Raw genomic sequence first — 22031 nt, 5'->3', positions numbered from 1 at the left:
TGTTGTATAACCTCGTTTTCTTGGCAAAACGGTTTGCTTTGGGGGCTGCCTGTTTTGTTACTCGTCGCATTCTTACTTTTGTCATTCAAATCCATCTCCCGCCGCCAAGGCTAACAAATTTCTGATAGTTTTTTTTCTGCATTCAGTTACATTGAACATCAATGAAGACAGATGTTGTAGAAATTTGTGCGTTATTCCATAGAACAATACGATAAACACGGCTTTTTAAAAGCACCGAGATGGTTATGGCTAGGCTGGTTGTTTTTGGCTAAAGCTTGGGTTGTGTTTGTTGTGGCGGGTGCGAGTAGAGAAAGCGGCAGCAAAATCTTAAACATTGTCTATCCTGATCACTCAATGCTGTATTTAGGTTTAGCGATGGGGCTGCCTAGTATTGCGCTTATGTGGTTGATTAGCTTACGTAATCCAGAGAGAGTCTGGATTAACCGTATCGTAAGTTTAGGAAAATGGATCACCTTGGTCACCGTCGCAAGTCAGTTTGCGCAAAGCCTTTATCATGTTTACCTGTTAAAAGGCGCGTTTAGCTGGGCGAATGCCGTGACCTTGCTCGTTCTTCTCTGGTTCGGCTTGTACGTAACTAAGAGTCGAAGCGTAAGAGACAGTTTTCATAACCCACCAACGACATGATTTGATTTGACGCTGATCAGCATCAATATAAAGAACATAAAACAAAATACACTGTGCAAAACATCAATGTGAGGACTCCTCTATGTCAAACCCTCAGAGCGCCATTCTTCCTGAAGCGGGCCCATTTGCTCAATACACGTTATTGAAAGTCAACCAAAACCCGCAGCAAGTGATCGAACAACTGCAAGCGTTGCCAGCGCTAGTCGCTGAGCTAAATGAGCAACAGCCGGGTGCAGAACTGACTTTATCCATCGCATTCACAAAAGCTTTTTGGAGTAAGCTCGATCTAGAGGCTCCGGCGGAGCTGATTGATTTCCCTCAACTAGGTCAAGGTGAGGTTGTCGCTCCAAGCTCAGATGTTGACGTGTTACTGCACTGCCACTCTAGCCGCCATGATCTGCACTTTTATCTATTGCGTAAATTCTTTGCTCAAGCATCAGAGAATGTGACGGTAGTGGATGAGACCTATGGATATCGCTACCTAGATTCTCGCGATATGACAGATTTTGTCGACGGCACTGAAAACCCGAAAGACGGACAACGCGCTGAAGTTGCTATTGTGCCAGAAGGTCCTTTCGCGGGTGGTAGTTATGTCATGGTTCAACGTTTCATTCATAACTTACCTTCTTGGAATCGTTTGAATGTGTCGGCACAAGAGAAGGTGATTGGCCGTACTAAACCCGATTCGATTGAGTTGGAAGATGTGCCAGCAGCGTCTCATGTTGGGCGCGTAGATATTAAAGAAGAAGGCAAAGGTTTGAAGATTGTACGTCACAGCCTGCCTTACGGTAGCGTATCGGGTGAGCATGGCCTGTTGTTCATTGCTTACTGCAATACACTGCACAACTTTAAAGCGATGCTTGAAAGCATGTATGGCGAAACGGATGGTAAGACCGACCAGCTTCTTCGATTTACAAAAGCCGTGACTGGAGCGTATTTCTTTGCTCCGTCTGTGGAGATGCTGCAATCGCTGTCGATCAAATAATGATGGGTTAATAAGCCATTGAAGAAAAGCCGAGCGTAGTGCTCGGCTTTTTTTATTCAATTTGCCTAAAGAAATACAGGTTAGGCCGATACATAAGGTAGCCCATAAAAGGAAACCATCAACAATGGCAATCACTGTAAATACGAATGTCTCTGCAATGACAGCGCAGCGTCACTTGACGACTGCGACCGATTTGTTGAACCAATCTTTGGAGCGTTTGGCTTCAGGGAGTCGTATTAACAGTGCCAAAGACGATGCCGCAGGGCTGCAAATCTCTAATCGGCTCGAAACGCAAATGAGCGGTTTAGATGTGGCGGTGCGCAATGCTAATGATGGTATTTCCATCATGCAAACTGCCGAAGGCGCGATGCAGGAAACAACCAACATCTTGCAACGTATGCGTGATTTATCACTGCAATCTTCGAATGGTTCAAACAGTCAAGCAGAGCGAACGGCATTACAAGAAGAAATGACCGCTTTAAATGACGAATTAAACCGAATCGCTGAAACGACCTCTTTTGGTGGTCGAAAATTGCTCAATGGTTCGTTTGCATCTTCTTCGTTCCAAATTGGGGCTAGCTCGGGTGAAGCGGTCCAAGTGTCGCTGAAAAACATGCGCTCCGATAGCATCGATATGGGGGGCTTTAGTTATATCGCGGCAGGAAAAGCGAGTGACAGCTGGCAAGTGAGCCAAGGGAATCATGTGCTCAACATGGAATTTACCAATGCACTCGGCGAGCAAGAGAGCATTCAGGTTAAAGCCAAAATTGGTGACGATATCGAAGAGCTTGCGACTTACATTAACGGCCAAACGGATAAAGTGTCGGCTTCTGTTAATGAAGAAGGGCAGCTGCAGATATTTATGGCTGGTAAAGAGAGTGCTGGCACGATTTCATTTTCGGGTAGCTTAGCCAACGAATTACAGATGAATCTAGCGGGCTATGAAGCCGTTGATAATATAGATATTTCAGATGTGGGTGGCGCTCAGCGTGCGGTGTCTGTAATTGACACTGCACTTGGTTACGTCGATAGCCACCGCGCGGAATTGGGTGCGCTGCAGAATCGATTTAATCATGCGATTACCAATCTAGATAATGTGCATGAGAATTTAGCTGCCTCGAATAGCCGGATCAAAGATACCGACTACGCTAAAGAAACCACACAGCTTGTTAAGCAACAAATACTACAACAAGTCAGTACATCAATTTTGGCTCAAGCGAAACAGCAGCCAAACTTAGCCTTAACCTTATTAGGCTAGTCATTTCTGAGACTCATTTTTCTCATAAAAGAGAAATGTATCGACAGGCAAAAAGAAAGCTTTAGCAATAAATTACGCTTTTTTAAGTTTTTTTCCTGTTGGTCACGTTTTCCTCGCCAAATGCAGTTTTTTCGAAAAAAACTTAAAAAAATCCTCAAGGTTTTCCCAACCACGCCGTTAATAAAAGTAACTTTGAGAGAACTACTTGGTTTTCCGAGACGTCGGAAACCGGAAACATCGGAAAATCAATTGGAGAAATCACCATGGCAGTGAATGTAAATACTAACGTATCAGCGATGACAGCTCAGCGTTACCTAAACAGCGCGAACAATGCTCAACAAACGTCAATGGAGCGTTTGTCATCAGGTTCTAAGATCAACAGTGCAAAAGACGATGCAGCGGGTCTACAAATCTCTAACCGCTTGAACGTTCAAAGTCGCGGTCTAGATGTAGCGGTACGTAACGCGAATGACGGTATCTCTATCGCTCAGACTGCTGAAGGTGCAATGAACGAAACGACCAACATCCTGCAACGTATGCGTGACCTATCGCTACAATCTGCAAACGGCTCTAACTCTAAATCTGAGCGTGTTGCTATTCAGGAAGAGGTAACGGCGCTTAACGATGAGCTAAACCGTATCGCGGAAACGACCTCATTTGGTGGTAACAAGCTTCTAAACGGCACTTACGCAACTAAGTCATTCCAAATCGGTGCTGACAATGGTGAAGCGGTAATGCTGACGCTAAATGACATGCGTTCAGACAACTCTGGCATGGGCGGTACAAGCTACCAGGCTGAAAACGCAAAAGACAAAAACTGGACAGTACAAGCTGGCTCTAACGACCTGTCAATCACGCTAACAGCGAAAGGCGGCGAAGAAGAGACGATCAACATCTCTGCAAAAGCGGGTGATGACATTGAAGAACTTGCTACTTACATCAACGGTCAAACAGACATGGTTAAAGCGTCTGTAAACGAAGACGGTCAACTACAAGTATTTGCTGGCAACAACAAAGTTGAAGGTGATGTAAGCTTCGGTGGCGGCCTTGCCGGTGAACTAGGCATGCAAGATGGTCAAGCGGTAACTGTTGACACGATTGACGTGACTTCAGTAGGCGGTGCTCAAGAATCTGTTGCTATCATTGATACTGCGCTTAAGTATGTAGATAGCCACCGTGCTGAACTGGGTGCATTCCAAAACCGTTTCAACCACGCGATTAACAACTTAGACAACATCAACGAAAACGTGAATGCGTCTAAGAGCCGAATCAAAGATACGGACTTCGCAAAAGAAACGACTTCAATGACCAAGTCACAAATTCTATCGCAAGCTTCAAGCTCTATTCTTGCTCAAGCGAAGCAAGCGCCAAACTCGGCATTAAGCCTACTAGGCTAATCAAGAGCTCAATTAAAAAATCCAGCTTCGGCTGGATTTTTTGTTTTGGGCTGAAAAATTCTTTATAAGTCGCTTTAACGACTAAATCTTGTAAGTTATTGATATTAAAAAGTGATGTCGAAATCCATTTTGAACCCAAATCACACTTTAGCTGTTAAAGCCAAATAAATCGTAAAAAAGTTAATTTTCTCCTAAAGGTTAATCTAAGTCCGCCGTTAAAGGATTGAGAGAAATGAGATGTGCTGATGCGAGGTGAGAGACGCAAAGGCACATCGCCCCAATGCCTAAGGAGATCAAATATGGCAATTAACGTAAACACTAACGTGTCTGCGATGACTGCTCAGCGACACCTGAACGGTGCAGCTGAAGGTATGCAGAAATCGATGGAGCGTCTGTCTTCGGGTTACAAAATCAACAGTGCTCGAGACGATGCTGCTGGCCTACAAATCTCAAACCGTTTGACTTCTCAAAGCCGTGGCTTAGACATGGCGGTGAAGAATGCAAACGACGGTATCTCTATTGCACAAACTGCAGAAGGTGCAATGAATGAGAGTACCAACATCCTGCAACGTATGCGTGACTTGGCGCTACAATCATCTAACGGCTCGAACTCACGTTCAGAACGTATCGCTATCCAAGAGGAAGTGACAGCGCTTAACGATGAGTTAAACCGTATCGCAGAAACGACCTCATTTGGTGGTAACAAGCTGCTAAACGGTACTTACGGTAGTCAATCTTTCCAAATCGGTGCGAGCTCAGGTGAAGCGGTACAGCTAAGCATGGGTAATATGCGCTCTGATACGGCTGAAATGGGCGGTAAAGCTTATGTTGCTGAAGAAGGCAAAGATGCAAGCTGGACAGTAAGTGCGGGTTCAACAGACCTGACTCTTGGCTATACTGATGTACATGGCGAAGAGAAAGAGCTGACCATCAACGCGAAAGTGGGTGATGATATTGAGCAAGTGGCGACTTACATCAATGGTCAAAGCGATGATGTAAAAGCGTCAGTTGGTGAAGACGGTAAGCTTCAGCTGTTTGCTGCAAGCAACAAAGTCGCAACTGATGTTGATATCGGCGGTGGTCTGGGTGGCGAGATCGGCTTTGGTGATGCTCAAAGCAAGACGGTTGCAGATGTTGATGTGACATCGGTTGCTGGCTCGCAAATGGCGGTTTCTATCATTGATGGTGCGTTGAAAAACGTCGACAGCCAACGTGCTGATCTGGGTGCGTTCCAAAACCGTTTTGGTCACGCAATCAACAACCTAGACAACATCAATGAAAATGTTAACGCATCTCGTAGCCGTATCTTGGATACTGACTTTGCAAAAGAAACAACTGCAATGACAAAATCTCAGATTCTGCAGCAAGCGAGTACTTCAATCCTAGCTCAAGCTAAGCAGTCACCATCATCTGCGCTTAGCTTGTTGGGTTAATCGATAGGTTCGACGGAGCTTATTGGTAGCAGCTTTGTGCTGTGACCTGAAGGTGGAAGGGAGATTGTTATGGACATTTCATCCTACACATCGAACATCCAGCCTTACGGCTCAGAAAGTGGCACTAAAATTGCTTCAAAAAACGATGGAGTACAGCTCGATTCCTTAATAAAGGAACCGCAAGTAAATGAAAAGGTAAGTGAATCCGCAGCTCAAGCAGTCGAGAAAGTTATCGAAGCGACGAAAGAACGTGAGAAACTCAATCGAGAAGAGCGGGAGAGGATGGTTGACCAGATGAATGATTTTATCTCGTCAATCAACAAAGGCTTATCATTTCGCGTCGATGAAGAGTCCGGTAGGGATGTCGTGACGATTTACGAAGCGGATACTGGTGATATTATTCGTCAGATTCCTGATGAGGAACTGTTGGAGATTCTACGGCGTCTAAGGGAACAAACGGCTCGATATTCATCGGGACTAGTTAACCAGACGGTGTGATCGTATTTTGAGGTGATTAGATGAGTTTTGGCCCAATAGGGATGAATTCTGGCATGGACATCAATTCCATGGTCAGCAAGATTGTAGATGCGGAGCGCGTACCAAAGCAGCAACGTATCGACAACGAGCGGACTCGGATTGATACCGGGATCAGTGCCTATGGGCGACTCAGAGAGTCGCTGGATACGATGAAAAACTTGATGGCGAACTTCCGTCAAGAGAAGGCGTTCGCTGCAAGAAAAGTTGAAACGACAAATGAAACCGTCGTGTCGGCGACAGCAACCACTGATGCCATCGCTGGTCGCTATGCTATCGATGTGTTGCAGCTTGCTCAGAGTCATAAGATTGCTTCTGATGTACTTCCTGAAGATGCAAAATTTGGCTCAGGTAAGCTGCAGGTTTCATTAGGTGACAAAAAATTTACCGTCGAAGTTGCTGAAAACTCAAAATTGGTTGATGTGGTTCGTGGCATCAACAACAACAAAGCGAACCCAGGTGTTCGTGCCTCGATCATTAATGATACCGAGGGCCCTCGATTAATCGTTGCTTCGACAAAATCTGGTGAAGTTAACGACCTGTCCATTACTGCTGACGCCAAACCTGGTGATACGTTAAAGCAGTTAGAATATAAAACTCTAGAGCAGCGTGTTAAAGATTTAGAAAAAGCACGCTCTGCCGCTCAAGAGTTGTTAGTCCCTCTCTCTCCTAAAGAGCAAGAGTTCGCAGACAAGATCGCGCAAAAAAACATTGAGGCGGCAAAAGTTGTCGACCAAGAGATTGCCGATAACGCCAAACAAGCGGCAATTAAAGCCGACCCTAATGCAGCCAAAGATGCCAGTGCGGATAACGAGCTATCAAATCAAGCAGCTGCAGCTGCGGCGAAAGCAGGGGTTGAAGCGAATAAGTATCTGAAGCCAGAAGAGCGCATTCCCGGCTGGACCGAAACGGCATCGGGAACCTTACTTGACTCTTACTGGGAACCAGAACCAGAGCTCGATGATAAAGCTCTGGAGAAATCCGGTGATGTTCCTGGCTGGTCAAATACGGCTTCAGGCACCTTGACCGACTCATATGTGACGCCGAAAGAAGCGCAAGCCAAACTCGAAGAGAAACAAGCTCAAATCGAGCAACAATTGGCCAATGAAAAGGCGGAACTCGATCGTAAAGTCGCAAACGGAGAGTTAACCCCGGAAGAAGCGAAACAGCTTGAGCGCGCTAAACTCACCAAAGAAGAGCGTGAGTATTTGGAACGTGTTGATAAAGCTCAACAAGATTTAAAAGCGGCACAGTCCTCTTTCGATACTTACAACGGGATGACGGAAGTTCAGTCAGCGCAAGATGCGAAAGTAATGCTCGATGGCGTGGCACAACTATCCAGTGATAACAACATCATTGAAGATGCCATTGAGGGGGTTGATTTAACCTTAAAAGGACGCACTGAAGCGGGTAAGCCTGTGTCTGAAATAGACATTGAATATGACCGCCAAGGTGTCCGTGACGACATCGAGAAATTTGTCGCCGCTTACAATCAGTTTTACCAACTATCCAAAGACTTGGCTGGTGTTGATCCGCGCACGGGTATGGCGGGTCCTTTATCGGGTGACAGCGTAGTACGTAGCGCTGATGCGCGTTTGAAGTCGGTCTTCTCTTCTCAAGTTGAGCCTGCACCTGAGGATTTAAAAACCTTAACTGAATTTGGTATTACCACGACGCGTCAGGGTAATTTGGAGATCAATTACCAGATGCTGGATCGCCAGCTCAATAATAACTTCAACAAGCTTGAAGACTTTTTTGGCGGTAATCAGGGGTTCGCGAAAAAAGTTGAGGATGCAATTCAAGGCTTAACTGGTGTGACGGGTTCCATTCGAACTCGTGAAAAAAGCATGCTTGAGCGCACGTATAAACTGCAAGATGATCAAGCGGCACTGGATCGCCGCATGGAAAGCTTGGAGAAACGCACCCATGCCAAATTTACGGCGATGCAAGATGCAACAAGTAAAATGCAATCGCAATTAGCCGGAATGATGAATGCACTTGGATAATGAATTCAGCCAGAAAATAGAAATCCTATGTGATTTAAATCACAAAATTTCGACAATAGTGACGGAAGATTCATTTGAAACTGAAGAACTACTACTTTTGGTCGATACAAGGGAACAGATATTGCAGAACTTGTTAAACTTGATAGAACGAGACGCAGAATTGGCACGTTCTTCGCAGTGGCAAAGTGCGATTCAGGAAACAAAAGCAGTTGTTGAACTTCTGCAAGCTAAGACCAATGAGGTTGGATTGTCTTTACAAAAGTTTCGACATGGTCAGCGTTCTGTACAGCAATACAAAAAATTTTTATAGAAGAGGGTTGTTTATGCGTGGTTCACTACAGGCTTATAAAAAGGTATCAGTTGATAGTCAACTGAGTGCGGCCTCCCCGCATAAAATTGTACAGATGCTTATGGCTGGTGCAATCGAGCGTTTAATCCAAGGTAAAGCGGCAATGGAGCAGGGTAACATACCTGTGAAAGGTGAGCGCCTAGGTAAAGCTCTTGATATTATCATCAGCTTGCGCAGCTGCTTATCTATGGACGATGGTGGTGATATCGCGCAGAACTTAGATCAGCTGTACGAGTTCATGATCACCCAGATCACAGAAGCCAATCATCAGAATAATCCTAAATTAATCGATGATGTCATTGAGATTATCCGAGAAATCAAGTCTGCATGGGATCAAATTCCCAACGAATATCACAATCTGACAGCATCAGATGTAGGAATTTAACCTCACTTAATGACCAATTAGTTGCTTATCTAACCAAAATTGCGCCAATTGGTTTTGGGCTAACATCACACCGACTAATTGCTTGGTTGCCTTATTTTTTTTATCAAATAGAATAGAAGCCACTAACTAGCCTAGTGGCTTTTTTTGTGCTGAATTTTATAAATTGTTTATCGTTATTTCTGTTCTATAGTTAGAATTGACGTTTAAAACATAAAGCAGCCACAACGTTTCAAAATAAAGGCAATTATTCTCACCTATGCAAGGTTTAGCGAAACTACTTGTGATTGAGGACGACGCTCAAGCGCGAACGAATCTCAGTAATATTTTAGAATTTGTTGGAGAGCAGTGCGAAGCGATCAGCTCTGATCAAATCGACGATCTTGATTGGACGTCGGTATGGGCAGGGTGCATCGTTGGCTCCGTAGCAGGCAACAAGCTACCTGCTAACCTTAGCGAGAAGCTATCCCAAGCAAACCATATCCCCTTACTTGTTGCTGGTAAACATGCTTACCCAGTCGAAGAGTTGACTCACTACGTCGGTGAGTTGGACTACCCACTGAACTATCCGCAATTGAGCGATGCTTTACGCCACTGCAAAGATTTTCTTGGTCGTAAGGGAATGAATGTCGTTTCCTCAGCCCGAAAAAACACCCTTTTCCGTAGCCTCGTAGGCCAGAGCCTCGGCATCAAAGAAGTTCGCCATTTGATTGAACAAGTCTCAAGTACTGAGGCGAATGTTTTGATTTTAGGTGAATCAGGAACGGGTAAAGAGGTTGTGGCGCGTAATATTCATTACCATTCTGCACGCCGTAGTGGGCCGTTTGTGCCGATCAACTGTGGTGCGATCCCACCTGACCTTTTAGAGAGTGAACTGTTTGGCCATGAGAAGGGCGCGTTCACCGGTGCGATTACTTCGCGTAAAGGACGTTTTGAGTTAGCGGAAGGTGGCACACTGTTTTTGGATGAAATTGGTGATATGCCAATGCCAATGCAGGTCAAACTCCTGCGCGTACTGCAAGAGCGCTGCTTTGAGCGAGTCGGTGGTAACACGACTATTCGCGTTAACGTGCGTGTTATTGCCGCGACGCATCGCAATTTGGAGACCATGATTGACGATGAGTCTTTCCGCGAAGATCTCTACTATCGTTTGAATGTGTTCCCAATCGAAATGCCAGCACTGCGTGAGCGTAAGAACGACATTCCGTTGTTGCTGCAAGAGCTTATGACTCGCATGGAAGCAGAAGGTGCACAGCCAATCTGCTTTACCCCACGCTCAATCAACTCGCTTATGGAACATGATTGGCCAGGGAATGTGCGTGAATTGGCAAACTTGGTCGAACGCATGATTATTCTGTATCCGAACAGCTTGGTCGATGTGAATCATCTGCCAACCAAGTACCGTTATAGCGATATCCCAGAGTTCCAACCTGGTTATAGCAACTCGCAAACCGTTGAAGAACAAGAGCGTGATGCGTTCTACGATATTTTCTCTGAAGACTTCAGTTTAGAGTCAAGCGACTTGTTCCAAGACAATGAGTCTGCACCGCAAGATCTCCCACCAGAGGGGGTCAACCTTAAAGAGATGTTAGCAGAGCTTGAGGTCAATATGATCAATCAGGCGCTAGAGGCACAAGGTGGTGTTGTTGCGCGCGCGGCAGATATGCTGGGTATGCGTCGAACTACTCTGGTTGAGAAGATGCGTAAATACAACTTACAACGCTAAGTTTACCGTCAAAAGAAGACTGTCAATTTATCGACCTTGTATTAACTGTCTGAAAAATAAAGAAAATAGCCTGGCATACTTTTTGTATGTTAGGCTATTGTAGTTTTTAAGGCAGAAATACGTCATGCAGCCCAGTTCAGTCACTGAAAATCAAACCCCACTTGGTACATTAGAAGAACAAGTCGAACGCTATCAGCAGGTGCTGGATGTGATGCCCGCTGGCGTTATCTTGTTGGATACTCAAGGTACCGTTTGTGAAGCTAACCCAGAAGCGCAGCGCTTATTGGAGGTGCCGTTGGTGGGGGAAAAATGGTTTGAGGTAATTCAGCAAGCTTTTGCGCCAAGAGAAGATGACGGACATGAAATCTCTCTACGCAATGGTAGAAAAGTGCGTTTGGCCATATCTGCGTCAACCACGGGCCAGCTGATCCTGATTACTGACCTGACTGAGACTCGCTTATTGCAATCTAGAATCAGTGACTTACAGCGCCTCTCTTCGTTGGGCCGAATGGTCGCTTCACTGGCTCACCAAGTGCGCACGCCACTATCGAGCGCTATGCTATATGCATCTAACTTAGCGGCACCTAACCTTCCTCCTGCGACCAAAGATCGATTTCAGACTAAACTGATGGACCGCCTGCATGACCTGGAAAAACAAGTGAATGACATGCTGCTGTTTGCGAAAGGCGGGGATAACAAGGTGGTTAAACCGTTTACTATTGCTGATTTAGTTGCCGAGTACTCACCTATGGTAGAGACGGCATTAAAGAACAACCAAATTGACTACTTTATTGAAGTGGAACAAGAGCAAACGCAATTGTTAGGTAATGCGAATGCCATTGCATCTGCGCTAAGTAACTTAGTGATGAATGCGATTCAAATTGCGGGTAAAGAGTCGCAACTTGATGTGTTTTTCCGCCCAGTAAATAACGAGCTAAAAATTTCGGTACAAGACAGTGGCCCTGGTGTACCGCAAGAACTGCAAAACAAAATTATGGAACCTTTCTTCACTACGCGATCTCAGGGCACCGGCCTTGGTTTGGCGGTAGTGCAAATGGTCTGTCGTGCGCATGACGGAAGGTTAGAGCTGATTTCGGAACAAGGTGATGGCGCATGTTTTACCATGTGTATTCCACTAGAGCGCCACACTAATTCTGAGCAACAAATAGAGACTGGAGAGTAACAATGGCTCAAAGCAAAGTACTGATCGTTGAAGATGATGAAGGTCTACGCGAAGCCCTAGTCGATACGCTCGCTTTAGCCGGATACGAATGGTTAGAAGCCGACAGTGCCGAAGATGCGTTGGTGAAACTGAAAGCAAACAATGTCGATATCGTGGTATCTGATGTGCAAATGGCTGGTATGGGCGGCTTAGCCCTCCTTCGCAATATCAAGCAGCATTGGCCCAACTTGCCGGTTTTATTGATGACCGCGTATGCCAATATTGAAGATGCAGTGTCGGCAATGAAAGATGGTGCGATCGACTATATGGCAAAGCCATTTGCGCCGGAAGTCTTGCTAAATATGGTGAGTCGTTACGCTCCTGTTAAGTCTGATGACAACGGCGATGCAGTCGTTGCCGATGAAAAGAGCATCAAACTTCTCGCGTTGGCGGATAAAGTCGCTAAGACAGATGCTAGCGTCATGGTATTGGGGCCAAGTGGCTCTGGTAAAGAGGTAATGTCACGCTACATTCACAACGCCTCGAATCGTAAAGATGGGCCGTTTGTTGCGATTAACTGTGCAGCAATTCCAGACAACATGCTGGAAGCGACACTGTTTGGTTATGAAAAAGGTGCCTTTACTGGAGCGGTGCAAGCTTGTCCGGGTAAGTTTGAGCAGGCTCAAGGTGGCACAATCTTGCTGGATGAAATCAGTGAGATGGACCTCAACCTGCAGGCCAAGTTATTACGTGTGCTACAAGAGCGCGAGGTTGAGCGTTTGGGCAGTCGTAAGAGTATTAAACTTGATGTGCGCGTGTTAGCTACCAGTAACCGAGACTTAAAGCTGTACGTGCAAGAAGGCAATTTCCGCGAAGATTTGTATTACCGTCTGAACGTATTCCCAATTGCTTGGCCTGCGCTATGTGAGCGAAGAGGGGATATCCAGCCTCTCGCGCAGCACTTAATTGAACGTAACTGTAAAAAGTTAGGTATGCCTGTGCCTGAGCTGAGCGCTGAAGCAACGAATAAGCTTGTTGCGTATACATGGCCGGGTAACGTCCGAGAGTTGGATAACGTGGTGCAGCGCGCTTTGATTTTGAGTGAAAATAATCGAATTGGCGCTGAGCATATTCTGTTAGAAGGCTTGGATTGGCAAGATGCTTCAGGTCTGCAGCAGGTGGTCGAAAACTCTGATACGGTTGTTCCTACAATCCAGCCAGTTGCCCAACCCGATAGTGCCAAGCTTGCTTCCTCGAGTAATGGATTAGGTGGTGAACTAAGAGACCAAGAGTTCGCCATTATTCTTGAAACCTTAGTTGAGTGTAATGGCCGTCGTAAGGAGATGGCGGAAAAGCTAGGTATCAGCCCACGCACCTTGCGCTACAAGTTAGCAAAAATGCGTGATGCAGGGATTGATATTCCAAACTAACATGCTATTTTCGATGCTCAAATGGAAGTGGCACACACTTTGCAGCGTCATAAATACAACAATAGTTCTAGTCAAAGAGTTGACGACCGAGGTATCGATGAAAATTGATGGTTTCCAAAGCGAAATGCAAGCAATGATGTTTGAAGCGGGTAACACTAAACCTGCGGCAACCGGGCAGACCGTCGGTGCTGATTTTGGTGAGTTACTCAATAACGCAATCAATAACGTCAACAGCTTGTCTAAGGCGTCGGGTAACTTACAAATGCGTTTTGATCGTGGTGATGAAAACGTCTCTCTATCTGATGTGATGATTGCGCGCAACAAATCTAGCGTTGCATTTGAAGCAACCATCCAAGTACGCAACAAACTTGTTGAAGCGTACAAAGAATTGATGAACATGCCAGTGTAATTAATAGGTGCCATCTGTGTCAGAGCAAAACCAATCAACAGACCTTACTGTAGCTGACGGCGGTGCTGACAGCACTATGCTGGCCACATCTGATATGGACTCAGGTGTGCAGAATCCAGATCTGGATGAGAAAAGCAGTTCTAAATTTGATATGGCCGTTGGCGATCTCGACCTACTGCGTCAGGTGGTGTTGGTTCTCTCGATCTCAATTTGTGTCGCGTTAATCGTGATGCTGTTTTTCTGGGTAAAAGAGCCAGAGATGCGCCCTCTCGGTGCGTATGAAACCGAGGAGTTGATCCCTGTTCTTGATTATCTTGATCAACAAAAGATGGAATACAAGCTCGACGGCAACACTATTTTGGTACCGACAAGTGAGTACAATTCACTGCGATTGGATATGGTCCGTGCAGGGTTAAACCAAGAGAAAAACGCCGGCGATGATATCTTGCTGCAAGATATGGGCTTTGGCGTTTCACAACGTTTAGAGTTAGAACGCTTAAAGCTCAGTCGCGAACGCCAACTGTCGAAAGCGATTGAAGAGATGAAGCAGGTGCGAAAAGCACGTGTGCTACTCGCCCTACCAAAACAGAGCGTATTCGTACGACACAATCAAGAAGCGTCGGCTTCGGTGTTCCTCACCCTAAAAACAGGCGCTAATCTCAAGCAAGAAGAAGTGGATTCCGTTGTTGATATGGTTTCGAGTGCGGTTCCTGGAATGAAGCCAAACCGCATCACTGTGACTGATCAGCACGGCCGTTTGCTCAGTTCAGGCTCTCAAGACCCAGCGTCGGCGGCTCGTCGTAAAGAGCACGAGCTAGAACGTAAACAAGAGCAAGCGCTTCGTGACAAAATTGATTCTGTTCTTATCCCTATTTTAGGTTTCGGTAACTATACCGCTCAAGTTGATATTGAGCTCGACTTTAGTGCAGTTGAACAAACGCGTAAAAGTTTTGACCCCAATACCCCTTCCACCCGCAGCGAATACACGCTGGAGGACTATAATAACGGGAGTGTTGTAGCTGGCGTACCGGGTGCCTTGAGTAACCAACCTCCTGCTGATGCGTCTATCCCTCAAGATGTCGCGCAAATGAAAGATGGTAGCGGAACAGGCCAAGGCTCAGTGCATAAAGAAGCCACGCGAAACTTTGAACTCGACACCACGATAAGCCATGAACGTCGCCAAACTGGGGTGGTCAATCGCCAAACCGTAGCGGTTGCGATTAAGAATCGTGCCATCGTTAACCCAGATACCGGCGAAACCACTTATCAACCGTTGTCTGAAGCCGATTTGGCGTCGATCCGTCAAGTGCTGATCGGTGCTGTTGGTTTCAGTGAAGCGCGTGGTGACCTGTTGAATGTATTGAGCATGCAGTTTGCTGAACCTGAAGTTGAAGTGATGGCCGATGTGCCAATTTGGGAACACCCTAACTTCAACGACTGGGTTCGTTGGTTTGCAAGTGCGCTGGTTATAATCGTAGTTGTCCTTGTCTTGGTTCGCCCAGCAATGAAGAAACTGCTCAACCCTGCTTCTGATGAAGATGATGATCAACTGTACGGCCCAGACGGAATGCCGATTGGCGCGGACGGTGAAACTAGCTTGATTGGTAGTGATCTAGAAGGTGGTGAGCTATTCGAGTTTGGTTCAAGTATTGATTTGCCGAACTTACACAAAGACGAAGACGTGTTGAAAGCAGTCCGAGCGCTGGTGGCGAATGAGCCAGAGCTTGCGGCGCAGGTAGTTAAGAATTGGATGCAAGATGCCTAACGAAATAGTACCCCAGCAAGAGGAAGGCGGTGAGGTAGTTGAGAACACCGTGGATATATCAACCATTCCGGGTGAAGAGCGCGCGGCGATTCTGTTGTTAAGTCTTAACGAAGAAGACGCTGCGGGTATTATTCGCCACCTTGAACCCAAACAAGTTCAACGAGTAGGTAGTGCCATGGCGCGTGCTGCTGACTTAAGCCAAGACAAAGTCGGTGCCGTGCATCGCGCCTTTTTGGAGGATATCCAAAAATACACCAACATTGGTATGGGCAGCGAAGACTTTATGCGTAACGCATTGGTGGCAGCCCTTGGTGAAGACAAAGCGAACAACTTGGTCGACCAAATTCTATTGGGCACCGGCTCTAAGGGGCTTGATTCACTTAAATGGATGGACCCTCGTCAAGTTGCCAGCATTATCATCAATGAACACCCTCAGATTCAAACCATCGTTTTGTCTTACCTTGAACCGGATCAGTCAGCGGAAATCTTGTCTCAGTTTGCTGAGCGTGACCGTCTCGATTTGATGATGCGTATTGCTAACCTTGAAGAAGTTCAGCCTTCTGCACTGGCGGAGCTGAACGAAATCATGGAGAAACAGTTCGCTGGTCAAGCAGGTGCGCAAGCGGCCAAGATTGGCGGCCTGAAGGCAGCAGCCGAGATCATGAACTACATGGACAACAACGTCGAAGGTATTTTGATGGACCAGATCCGCGACCAAGACGAAGATATGGCTACGCAGATTCAAGATCTTATGTTCGTATTCGAGAACCTTATCGAAGTGGACGATCAAGGTATTCAAAAATTGCTGCGTGATGTTCCTCAAGACGCATTGCAGCGTGCACTGAAAGGTGCTGATGAGGGACTGCGTGAGAAGATCTTTAAGAATATGTCTAAACGTGCCGCTGAGATGATGCGTGATGACCTTGAAGCGATGCCGCCGATTAAGGTATCGGATGTGGAAGCTGCGCAGAAAGAGATTCTGGCGATTGCTCGTCGAATGGCTGACTCAGGTGAGCTCATGCTGGGCGGCGGTGCAGATGAATTCTTGTAACAATAGCAATTAAGTAGGCAACTATGGTTGGGGATAGAAAGCGCGGTTTTTTGCGTTTAGATGATGACGAAGTTGTTCAGAAAGCGGAGCGTTGGGGTATGCCAGACTATACCTCTGACACGCGTGCGAAAGCGAAAGAGACCGCGATGAACTACGACCCCAGTTGGATGCCCAATTTGCCAGAGCCAACTGAGGAGGCCCCTGTTGAGCTGACCGATCAAGAAATCGAATTGATCAAGCAGCAAGCGTATCAGGAGGGGTTGCACCAAGGCCAAGAAGCTGGTTTTAAGCAAGGTTACGAGAAAGGCAAAGAGCAAGGTTTAGAAGAGGGACATCAAGAAGGCGTAGAAGCTGGAAAGTTGGAAGGTGTTGCTTCTGGCCAAGAGTTTATCCAACAGCAAGTACAGACTTTTGTTGGCCTCGCGAATCAGTTTGCTCAACCTCTTGAGTTGATGAACGCCCAAGTAGAAAAACAGCTCGTCGATATGGTGCTCACGCTCGTCAAAGAGGTGGTCCATGTTGAAGTTCAAACCAATCCGCAAGTGATTCTAGATACCATTAAGCAATCGGTAGAATCACTGCCTATTTCTGGACATTCCATCACTCTTAAGCTTCACCCAGACGACGTCGAAATCATTCGCTCCTCATACGGAGAAGAAGAATTAGATTTCCGTAACTGGACATTAATGTCTGAGCCTGCACTCAATCGCGGTGATGTGCAGATTGAAGCGGGAGAGTCGAGTGTAAACTATCGAATGGAAGAACGCATTCGCAGTGTCATCCAAAGTTTCTGTGGGGTGAATCGTCACCAAGGTGGTGAGTAGTGTTAGCGCTCGCAGAACGCCTGACTCAATACAAAACGGAAGGCTTAACTTGTCGCCCAGTTGCCTCAGGTAAGTTAGTACGTGTTGTCGGTCTGACGTTAGAGGCGACAGGTTGTCGTGCCCCAATTGGTAGCTTGTGTCGTGTCGAAACCATGCATGGTGAGATGGAAGCGGAAGTGGTCGGCTTCTCTGGTGATAATCTCTATTTGATGCCCAGCGAGCAGATCACGGGAGTACTTCCCGGTGCGAAAGTGACTCCGTTAACCAGCGAAACGGGTCTACCTGTTGGAATGGAATTGCTGGGCCGCGTTATTGACGGTGTCGGTAACCCTCTTGATGGCCTCGGCCCAATCTATACTGAAAAACGCGCTTCATTTAATGCAGACCCAATTAACCCCCTCGCAAGAAAACCGATTTCAGAGCCTCTCGATGTAGGTATCAAGGCCATTAACGGCCTGTTGACTGTGGGTAAAGGTCAACGTATCGGTCTTTTTGCAGGCTCTGGTGTGGGTAAATCTGTCACACTGGGAATGATGACCCGAGGGACCACTGCACAAGTGGTCGTGGTTGGCCTAATTGGTGAACGTGGACGCGAAGTTAAAGAATTTATTGAAGAAATCTTAGGCGTTGATGGACGGCAACGTTCGGTCGTTGTTGCTGCTCCTGCGGATTCCTCACCGCTTATGCGCTTGAAAGGCTGTCAAACCGCGCTGACTATTGCTGAGTACTTCCGTGATCAGGGGTTAGATGTGCTACTTCTCATGGATTCATTAACCCGTTTTGCTCAGGCTCAACGTGAGATCGCACTCTCGGTTGGTGAGCCGCCAGCGACCAAAGGTTATCCACCTTCTGTATTTGCCAAGCTCCCTGCACTGGTAGAGCGTGCGGGCAATGGCAGCCCTGATCAAGGCTCTATTACGGCCTTCTTTACTGTGCTGACGGAAGGGGACGATCTGCAAGATCCAATCGCAGATGCCTCACGGGCTATTCTGGATGGTCACGTCGTTTTGTCTCGAGAAATGGCCGATGCCGGGCATTACCCTGCGATTGATGTCGAGAAGTCGGTCAGTCGTGTGATGCCACAAATCACCAGCGAAGAGCATGTGTTGATGTCAAAAGCTGTGCGCCAAGTGCTGTCTATTTGTCGTAAAAACCAAGATCTTGTCTCCATCGGAGCTTACAAGCCGGGAACCGATCCTGCGATTGATGGTGCATTCACCATCAAGCCAAAGCTGGACGGCTACTTGCAACAAGCAATGAAAGAGAGCGTGCCATACGATATGTGTGTCAATATGCTGCGTGGTTTGCTGCAAGGGGAGTAACCGGAGATGGATAATGCACTTGAGTTTCTATTAGAGCAAGCCAAAGAGCGAGAGAATCAAGCGGTCTTGGCGCTTACTCAAGCAAGAACCGAACTGGACGGCTACTATCAGCAACTTGAACAGATCGAAAAATACCGCCTCGATTACTGCAAGCAACTTGTAGAGCGCGGGCAACAAGGACTGACTGCGAGCCAATATAGCCACCTCAATCGCTTCTTGACTACGCTAGATGAAACATTAGCTAAGCAAAAGCAGGCCGAAACGCACTTCAAAGATCAAGTTCAAAGCTGTGAACAGAACTGGTTAGAAAGCCGTAAACAACGTCGCTCTTATGAGTGGTTAATAGAGAAAAAGCAAAAAGAAAAAGTCCATTTAGAAAATGCACGCGAGCAAAAACAGATGGATGAGTTTGCGACCTTACAGTTTTCTCGGCGGTTATCGAACTAACATCACCCTTCCTTCCTGTGATGTGGCTCACTTCTTGCAGTAGATTATGCAAACTTAGTTTTCGGCACGGCAATTTGCCGCCTTAATCGAGCTTACCGTTCAGCTTGCGCAGGTGTTTGACTATGAATATAAATCTATCAACCGTTACTGATAGCCCTAAAGCGACAAAAGTTGCGACTGATGGCAGTAGTGAAGTCAGTGAAGAAGCCTCTTCACAAGGTTTTTTTGCCAAATTGTCTGCTTTAATCAAAGGTGAGTCTTCAGAGGGAGAGAAAAGCGTTAAAGCGGAGCAAGCTGAAGTAACGACCAGTACAGAATCTCCAGAGAGTAGCGAAGGGGATGTGGAGGTCAAAAATACACTGGGTGCAGAAAATACGTCGGTTGATGAGTTACTTAGTGAAGATGGTGATGTATCCGCCGATGAGGCCGATGGCGCTAAAAAGCCGACGAAAGCCGATCCACAACTTGCCAACAGCACCGAGTCAGAGCCTGATCAAAATGTGCCAGTGCGTGGTGATAAAGAGGCTATAGACCAAGCTGCTACGCAGTCTAGCAAAGAGAAAACAACGTCGACGCAAGCTGAAAAAATCATTGCCGACAATGAAGAAGTGTTAAAGCGGCTCGATCAGTCTAATAGTGCACTGCAAAACTCTAGCGGCAAGGCTTTGCCTCAAGAGTCGCAAGCTGTCGTTCAAGTGAGCGATGAGGCTGAACAATCCAACGCACAGCAAAGCCGCCAAACCATCAATCCACAAGAGAAGCTTGCTCAAGAGAGTGCCGTTAACCCTGAACTCGTTACTGAACCAAGGTTGAACTCTAGCGCTAAGGCGGATTTGAGCGTAGACCAAGTGCAAGCGGTTGGTGATGAAGAGCCACTTGCAACGATTCCTGCGTCTGCCAAGCCTTTTATTGAAAGCAACAAGGTTGTTACGTCTGACGAAGAGCGAATAGAAGCCGAGATTGCGAGAACGCAAACCAGTTCTCAAGACGTCGCGGTTGATAAATTCGTTACTGCTGGTCAAGCCGTACAATCTGAAAAAGGGGCAGTGTCAGATCAGATTGGTGATGCCAAACCAGTGATTGTTGTCGATGGTGAAGAAATCGTTATTCAGGGCGATGAGCGAGTAGAAAATGCCTCTGAGCTATCTGAATTAGAGGCGCTAAAGGCTCAGACAAGCGCTGAACTGAAAATGGTCGATGGTGCGCCTGTTCAAACACGCCCAACTGATTTAGCTGAAGTGGAATCAAGTGAGAGCGAGTCTGACGCGCAATCTATTGCGACTTCTGCGCTAGTTGGAGGTACTGCGAGTGCCAAAGTCGCAGAATCTAAACTGCAATCGACTAAAGGCGAGCCTGTTATGATGGCTCGGACTGCGACACAAGGCCTTGAGGTGAGCGAAGCTGCGACCAGCACGGCTGATGTAGCGACTGATATGACGTTAGCAGCTAGTGCTACCACTGCGGCGATTCCTTGGGCGAGCGCAAGCGAGGAAGTTGTGATTGCTGACGATGTTGTGCTGCAGACTCAACAACACAGCAAAGCTCAGCAAGCGGCCGTTGCTCAATCTGTCCATCAAGCATTGACTCAACAGCAAGCAACTCAAATGAATGCCACTGCTCAGCTTAATGCCGCAACCGCACCAGCAATCAACTCGGAGGTGACCGCTAACCAACTTCAGGCGATGGCGCATGCTGCTGCGAGTGCACCGGTTAATGTAGCCGCTAACTCTGCGATGAGTGAACAAGCCATGCTTAAAGCGGCGATGGGCGCAAAGGCGGTTGGCACATTAGCGAACGGTAAGGCAACACAGCCAGACGCTGGTTCGGCGGGAGAATCTGGTTTTGCACAGCAGTTGTCTCAAGCTGCGGGCGTTTCGCAAACCGCTAATGCTCAAAACTTGGCACGCGCAGAACAAGCGGCCCAGCAAGTTCCTTTGCAACTTAATCGAGATATGGCGGGAGAACAAGTTGCAGAACGTGTCCAGATGATGCTATCTAAGAACCTGAAAAATATTGATATTCGCCTTGACCCGCCAGAATTGGGTCGAATGCAGATCCGCATGAACATGAATGGTGATGGGGCAACGGTTCACTTTACGGTTGCGAATCAGCAAGCGCGAGATGTGCTAGAACAATCTATGCCTCGTTTACGTGAAATGCTCGCTCAGCAAGGTGTTCAACTGGGGGATACCTCGGTACAGCAGCAAGCGAGTGGTCAGCAGCAAAATCGATACGCTGCTGGTGGACAGGGGCAAACTGGTCAAGGTAGCAGCAATCAAGCGCAGTTAGGTGAAGAAAACCTTGAACCAGACATCAATCTTGATTTGAATGTCGCTGCAAAGCGTGATGGAATTAGTTATTACGCTTAAACTGTAAAATACCAACATAAAGAGAACGTTAAGTTATGGCAGTCGAAGAAGTCGAAACAGAAGCACCCAAAGGGAAAGGTAAGTTAATTATCATCATTGTTGCGGTTGTCGTTCTTCTACTCGGTGGTGGTGGCGCCGCATTCTTTTTAATGGGTTCCGATGAACCAGCAGCAGAGGAAGCCGCTGCCCAAGAGGAAGTCGTGGTCTCCACTGAGCCTGTTGCTTACGTAAACATCGCCCAGCCATTTATTTTCAATGTGACCGGCGATAAGCGAGACCGCTTAGTTCAAATTAAAGTTCAGCTTATGGTGCGCGGTACTGAAAACGAAAACCTCGCCCGTTATCACTCCCCTTTGGTTGAAAGCTCGCTATTGAGTACCTTCGCTTCAGCAACAGTCGAGCAGCTGCGTACTGCGAATGGTCGAATTGAATTGCGTGACAAAGCGACTGAAGATATCAAAGCCAGTTTATCTCGTGCAGTAGGACAGCCTGTGATTGAGCGCGTTCTATTTACCGATTTTGTCATTCAATAGGTGA

Annotated in this window: 20 protein-coding genes; all 20 read left to right on the top strand. The window is 46.9% G+C overall.

Going from position 1 to position 22031, the window contains the following annotated elements; translation table 11 throughout:
- The first annotated feature begins 186 nt into the window (after positions 1-186).
- The gene (locus RH45_RS05350; protein ID WP_008074655.1) at positions 187-645 is read left to right on the top strand and encodes a DUF2919 domain-containing protein; all 459 of its coding nucleotides are present in this window, start codon (positions 187-189) and stop codon (positions 643-645) included.
- A gap of 82 nt (positions 646-727) precedes the next feature.
- Positions 728-1630 (top strand): Dyp-type peroxidase, encoded by a 903-nt coding sequence (locus RH45_RS05345; protein WP_008074652.1) that lies wholly within the window; start codon positions 728-730, stop codon positions 1628-1630.
- 124 nt (positions 1631-1754) lie between these two features.
- On the top strand, positions 1755-2888 hold the full coding sequence (locus tag RH45_RS05340) for a flagellin (protein ID WP_008074651.1): 1134 nt from the start codon (positions 1755-1757) through the stop codon (positions 2886-2888).
- 263 nt (positions 2889-3151) lie between these two features.
- Positions 3152-4285, top strand: coding sequence for a flagellin (locus tag RH45_RS05335; RefSeq protein ID WP_008074649.1), 1134 nt, complete (start codon positions 3152-3154; stop codon positions 4283-4285).
- 299 nt (positions 4286-4584) lie between these two features.
- On the top strand, positions 4585-5718 hold the full coding sequence (locus RH45_RS05330; RefSeq protein ID WP_008074647.1) for a flagellin: 1134 nt from the start codon (positions 4585-4587) through the stop codon (positions 5716-5718).
- A gap of 69 nt (positions 5719-5787) precedes the next feature.
- A complete protein-coding gene (flaG, locus tag RH45_RS05325) occupies positions 5788-6216 on the top strand; it encodes a flagellar protein FlaG (RefSeq protein WP_008074645.1) in 429 nt (142 codons plus the stop codon).
- A 20-nt stretch (positions 6217-6236) separates the two neighbouring features.
- Positions 6237-8258 carry a flagellar filament capping protein FliD gene (gene fliD, locus RH45_RS05320; RefSeq protein ID WP_008074643.1) on the top strand — a complete coding sequence of 674 codons (2022 nt, stop codon included), beginning with the start codon at positions 6237-6239 and terminating at the stop codon, positions 8256-8258.
- Positions 8245-8568 carry a flagellar protein FliT gene (locus RH45_RS05315; protein ID WP_008074640.1) on the top strand — a complete coding sequence of 108 codons (324 nt, stop codon included), beginning with the start codon at positions 8245-8247 and terminating at the stop codon, positions 8566-8568. Before fliD ends, RH45_RS05315 begins: the two co-directional genes overlap by 14 nt.
- A gap of 13 nt (positions 8569-8581) precedes the next feature.
- Entirely contained in the window at positions 8582-8992 is a 411-nt protein-coding gene (fliS, locus tag RH45_RS05310) for a flagellar export chaperone FliS (RefSeq protein ID WP_008074638.1), read from the top strand.
- A 256-nt stretch (positions 8993-9248) separates the two neighbouring features.
- Positions 9249-10715 (top strand): sigma-54 dependent transcriptional regulator, encoded by a 1467-nt coding sequence (locus RH45_RS05305; protein WP_008074630.1) that lies wholly within the window; start codon positions 9249-9251, stop codon positions 10713-10715.
- 124 nt (positions 10716-10839) lie between these two features.
- Positions 10840-11898 (top strand): sensor histidine kinase, encoded by a 1059-nt coding sequence (locus RH45_RS05300; protein WP_008074628.1) that lies wholly within the window; start codon positions 10840-10842, stop codon positions 11896-11898.
- 2 nt (positions 11899-11900) lie between these two features.
- The gene (locus tag RH45_RS05295) at positions 11901-13307 is read left to right on the top strand and encodes a sigma-54-dependent transcriptional regulator (protein ID WP_008074627.1); all 1407 of its coding nucleotides are present in this window, start codon (positions 11901-11903) and stop codon (positions 13305-13307) included.
- 97 nt (positions 13308-13404) lie between these two features.
- Entirely contained in the window at positions 13405-13716 is a 312-nt protein-coding gene (gene fliE, locus RH45_RS05290) for a flagellar hook-basal body complex protein FliE (RefSeq protein WP_008074626.1), read from the top strand.
- A gap of 16 nt (positions 13717-13732) precedes the next feature.
- Complete coding sequence (gene fliF, locus RH45_RS05285; RefSeq protein WP_008074625.1) at positions 13733-15481, top strand: flagellar basal-body MS-ring/collar protein FliF; 1749 nt, start codon at positions 13733-13735, stop codon at positions 15479-15481.
- Positions 15474-16532 (top strand): flagellar motor switch protein FliG, encoded by a 1059-nt coding sequence (fliG, locus tag RH45_RS05280; protein ID WP_008074624.1) that lies wholly within the window; start codon positions 15474-15476, stop codon positions 16530-16532. Before fliF ends, fliG begins: the two co-directional genes overlap by 8 nt.
- 23 nt (positions 16533-16555) lie before the next feature.
- Positions 16556-17356 carry a flagellar assembly protein FliH gene (fliH, locus tag RH45_RS05275; RefSeq protein ID WP_008074623.1) on the top strand — a complete coding sequence of 267 codons (801 nt, stop codon included), beginning with the start codon at positions 16556-16558 and terminating at the stop codon, positions 17354-17356.
- Positions 17356-18678 (top strand): flagellar protein export ATPase FliI, encoded by a 1323-nt coding sequence (gene fliI / locus RH45_RS05270; protein WP_008074622.1) that lies wholly within the window; start codon positions 17356-17358, stop codon positions 18676-18678. Before fliH ends, fliI begins: the two co-directional genes overlap by 1 nt.
- 6 nt (positions 18679-18684) lie before the next feature.
- Positions 18685-19125: a flagellar export protein FliJ gene (gene fliJ / locus RH45_RS05265; protein ID WP_008074621.1), complete on the top strand. Its 441-nt coding sequence runs from the start codon at positions 18685-18687 to the stop codon at positions 19123-19125.
- A 122-nt stretch (positions 19126-19247) separates the two neighbouring features.
- Positions 19248-21494, top strand: a complete 2247-nt coding sequence (locus RH45_RS05260; protein WP_008074619.1) for a flagellar hook-length control protein FliK — start codon at positions 19248-19250, stop codon at positions 21492-21494.
- Between the two features lie 35 nt (positions 21495-21529).
- Positions 21530-22027, top strand: a complete 498-nt coding sequence (fliL, locus tag RH45_RS05255) for a flagellar basal body-associated protein FliL (protein WP_008074617.1) — start codon at positions 21530-21532, stop codon at positions 22025-22027.
- Positions 22028-22031: the final 4 nt, after the last annotated feature.

The organism is Vibrio sinaloensis DSM 21326 (genome assembly GCF_000189275.1).
GTDB lineage: Bacteria > Pseudomonadota > Gammaproteobacteria > Enterobacterales > Vibrionaceae > Vibrio > Vibrio sinaloensis.
This window is presented reverse-complemented; position numbering and strand designations above follow the sequence as displayed.

What these genes read in the sequence shown, in the direction of transcription:
- RH45_RS05300 (WP_008074628.1), top strand. Translation starts at nt 10,840, where the DNA reads ATGCAGCCCAGTTCAGTCACTGAAAATCAAACCCCACTTGGTACATTA.
- RH45_RS05345 (WP_008074652.1), top strand. Translation starts at nt 728, where the DNA reads ATGTCAAACCCTCAGAGCGCCATTCTTCCTGAAGCGGGCCCATTTGCT.
- RH45_RS05330 (WP_008074647.1), top strand. Translation starts at nt 4,585, where the DNA reads ATGGCAATTAACGTAAACACTAACGTGTCTGCGATGACTGCTCAGCGA.
- fliS (WP_008074638.1), top strand. Translation starts at nt 8,582, where the DNA reads ATGCGTGGTTCACTACAGGCTTATAAAAAGGTATCAGTTGATAGTCAA.
- RH45_RS05315 (WP_008074640.1), top strand. Translation starts at nt 8,245, where the DNA reads ATGCACTTGGATAATGAATTCAGCCAGAAAATAGAAATCCTATGTGAT.
- fliE (WP_008074626.1), top strand. Translation starts at nt 13,405, where the DNA reads ATGAAAATTGATGGTTTCCAAAGCGAAATGCAAGCAATGATGTTTGAA.
- fliH (WP_008074623.1), top strand. Translation starts at nt 16,556, where the DNA reads ATGGTTGGGGATAGAAAGCGCGGTTTTTTGCGTTTAGATGATGACGAA.
- fliL (WP_008074617.1), top strand. Translation starts at nt 21,530, where the DNA reads ATGGCAGTCGAAGAAGTCGAAACAGAAGCACCCAAAGGGAAAGGTAAG.
- RH45_RS05335 (WP_008074649.1), top strand. Translation starts at nt 3,152, where the DNA reads ATGGCAGTGAATGTAAATACTAACGTATCAGCGATGACAGCTCAGCGT.
- RH45_RS05295 (WP_008074627.1), top strand. Translation starts at nt 11,901, where the DNA reads ATGGCTCAAAGCAAAGTACTGATCGTTGAAGATGATGAAGGTCTACGC.
- fliG (WP_008074624.1), top strand. Translation starts at nt 15,474, where the DNA reads ATGCCTAACGAAATAGTACCCCAGCAAGAGGAAGGCGGTGAGGTAGTT.
- flaG (WP_008074645.1), top strand. Translation starts at nt 5,788, where the DNA reads ATGGACATTTCATCCTACACATCGAACATCCAGCCTTACGGCTCAGAA.
- RH45_RS05340 (WP_008074651.1), top strand. Translation starts at nt 1,755, where the DNA reads ATGGCAATCACTGTAAATACGAATGTCTCTGCAATGACAGCGCAGCGT.
- fliD (WP_008074643.1), top strand. Translation starts at nt 6,237, where the DNA reads ATGAGTTTTGGCCCAATAGGGATGAATTCTGGCATGGACATCAATTCC.
- fliJ (WP_008074621.1), top strand. Translation starts at nt 18,685, where the DNA reads ATGGATAATGCACTTGAGTTTCTATTAGAGCAAGCCAAAGAGCGAGAG.
- RH45_RS05305 (WP_008074630.1), top strand. Translation starts at nt 9,249, where the DNA reads ATGCAAGGTTTAGCGAAACTACTTGTGATTGAGGACGACGCTCAAGCG.
- RH45_RS05260 (WP_008074619.1), top strand. Translation starts at nt 19,248, where the DNA reads ATGAATATAAATCTATCAACCGTTACTGATAGCCCTAAAGCGACAAAA.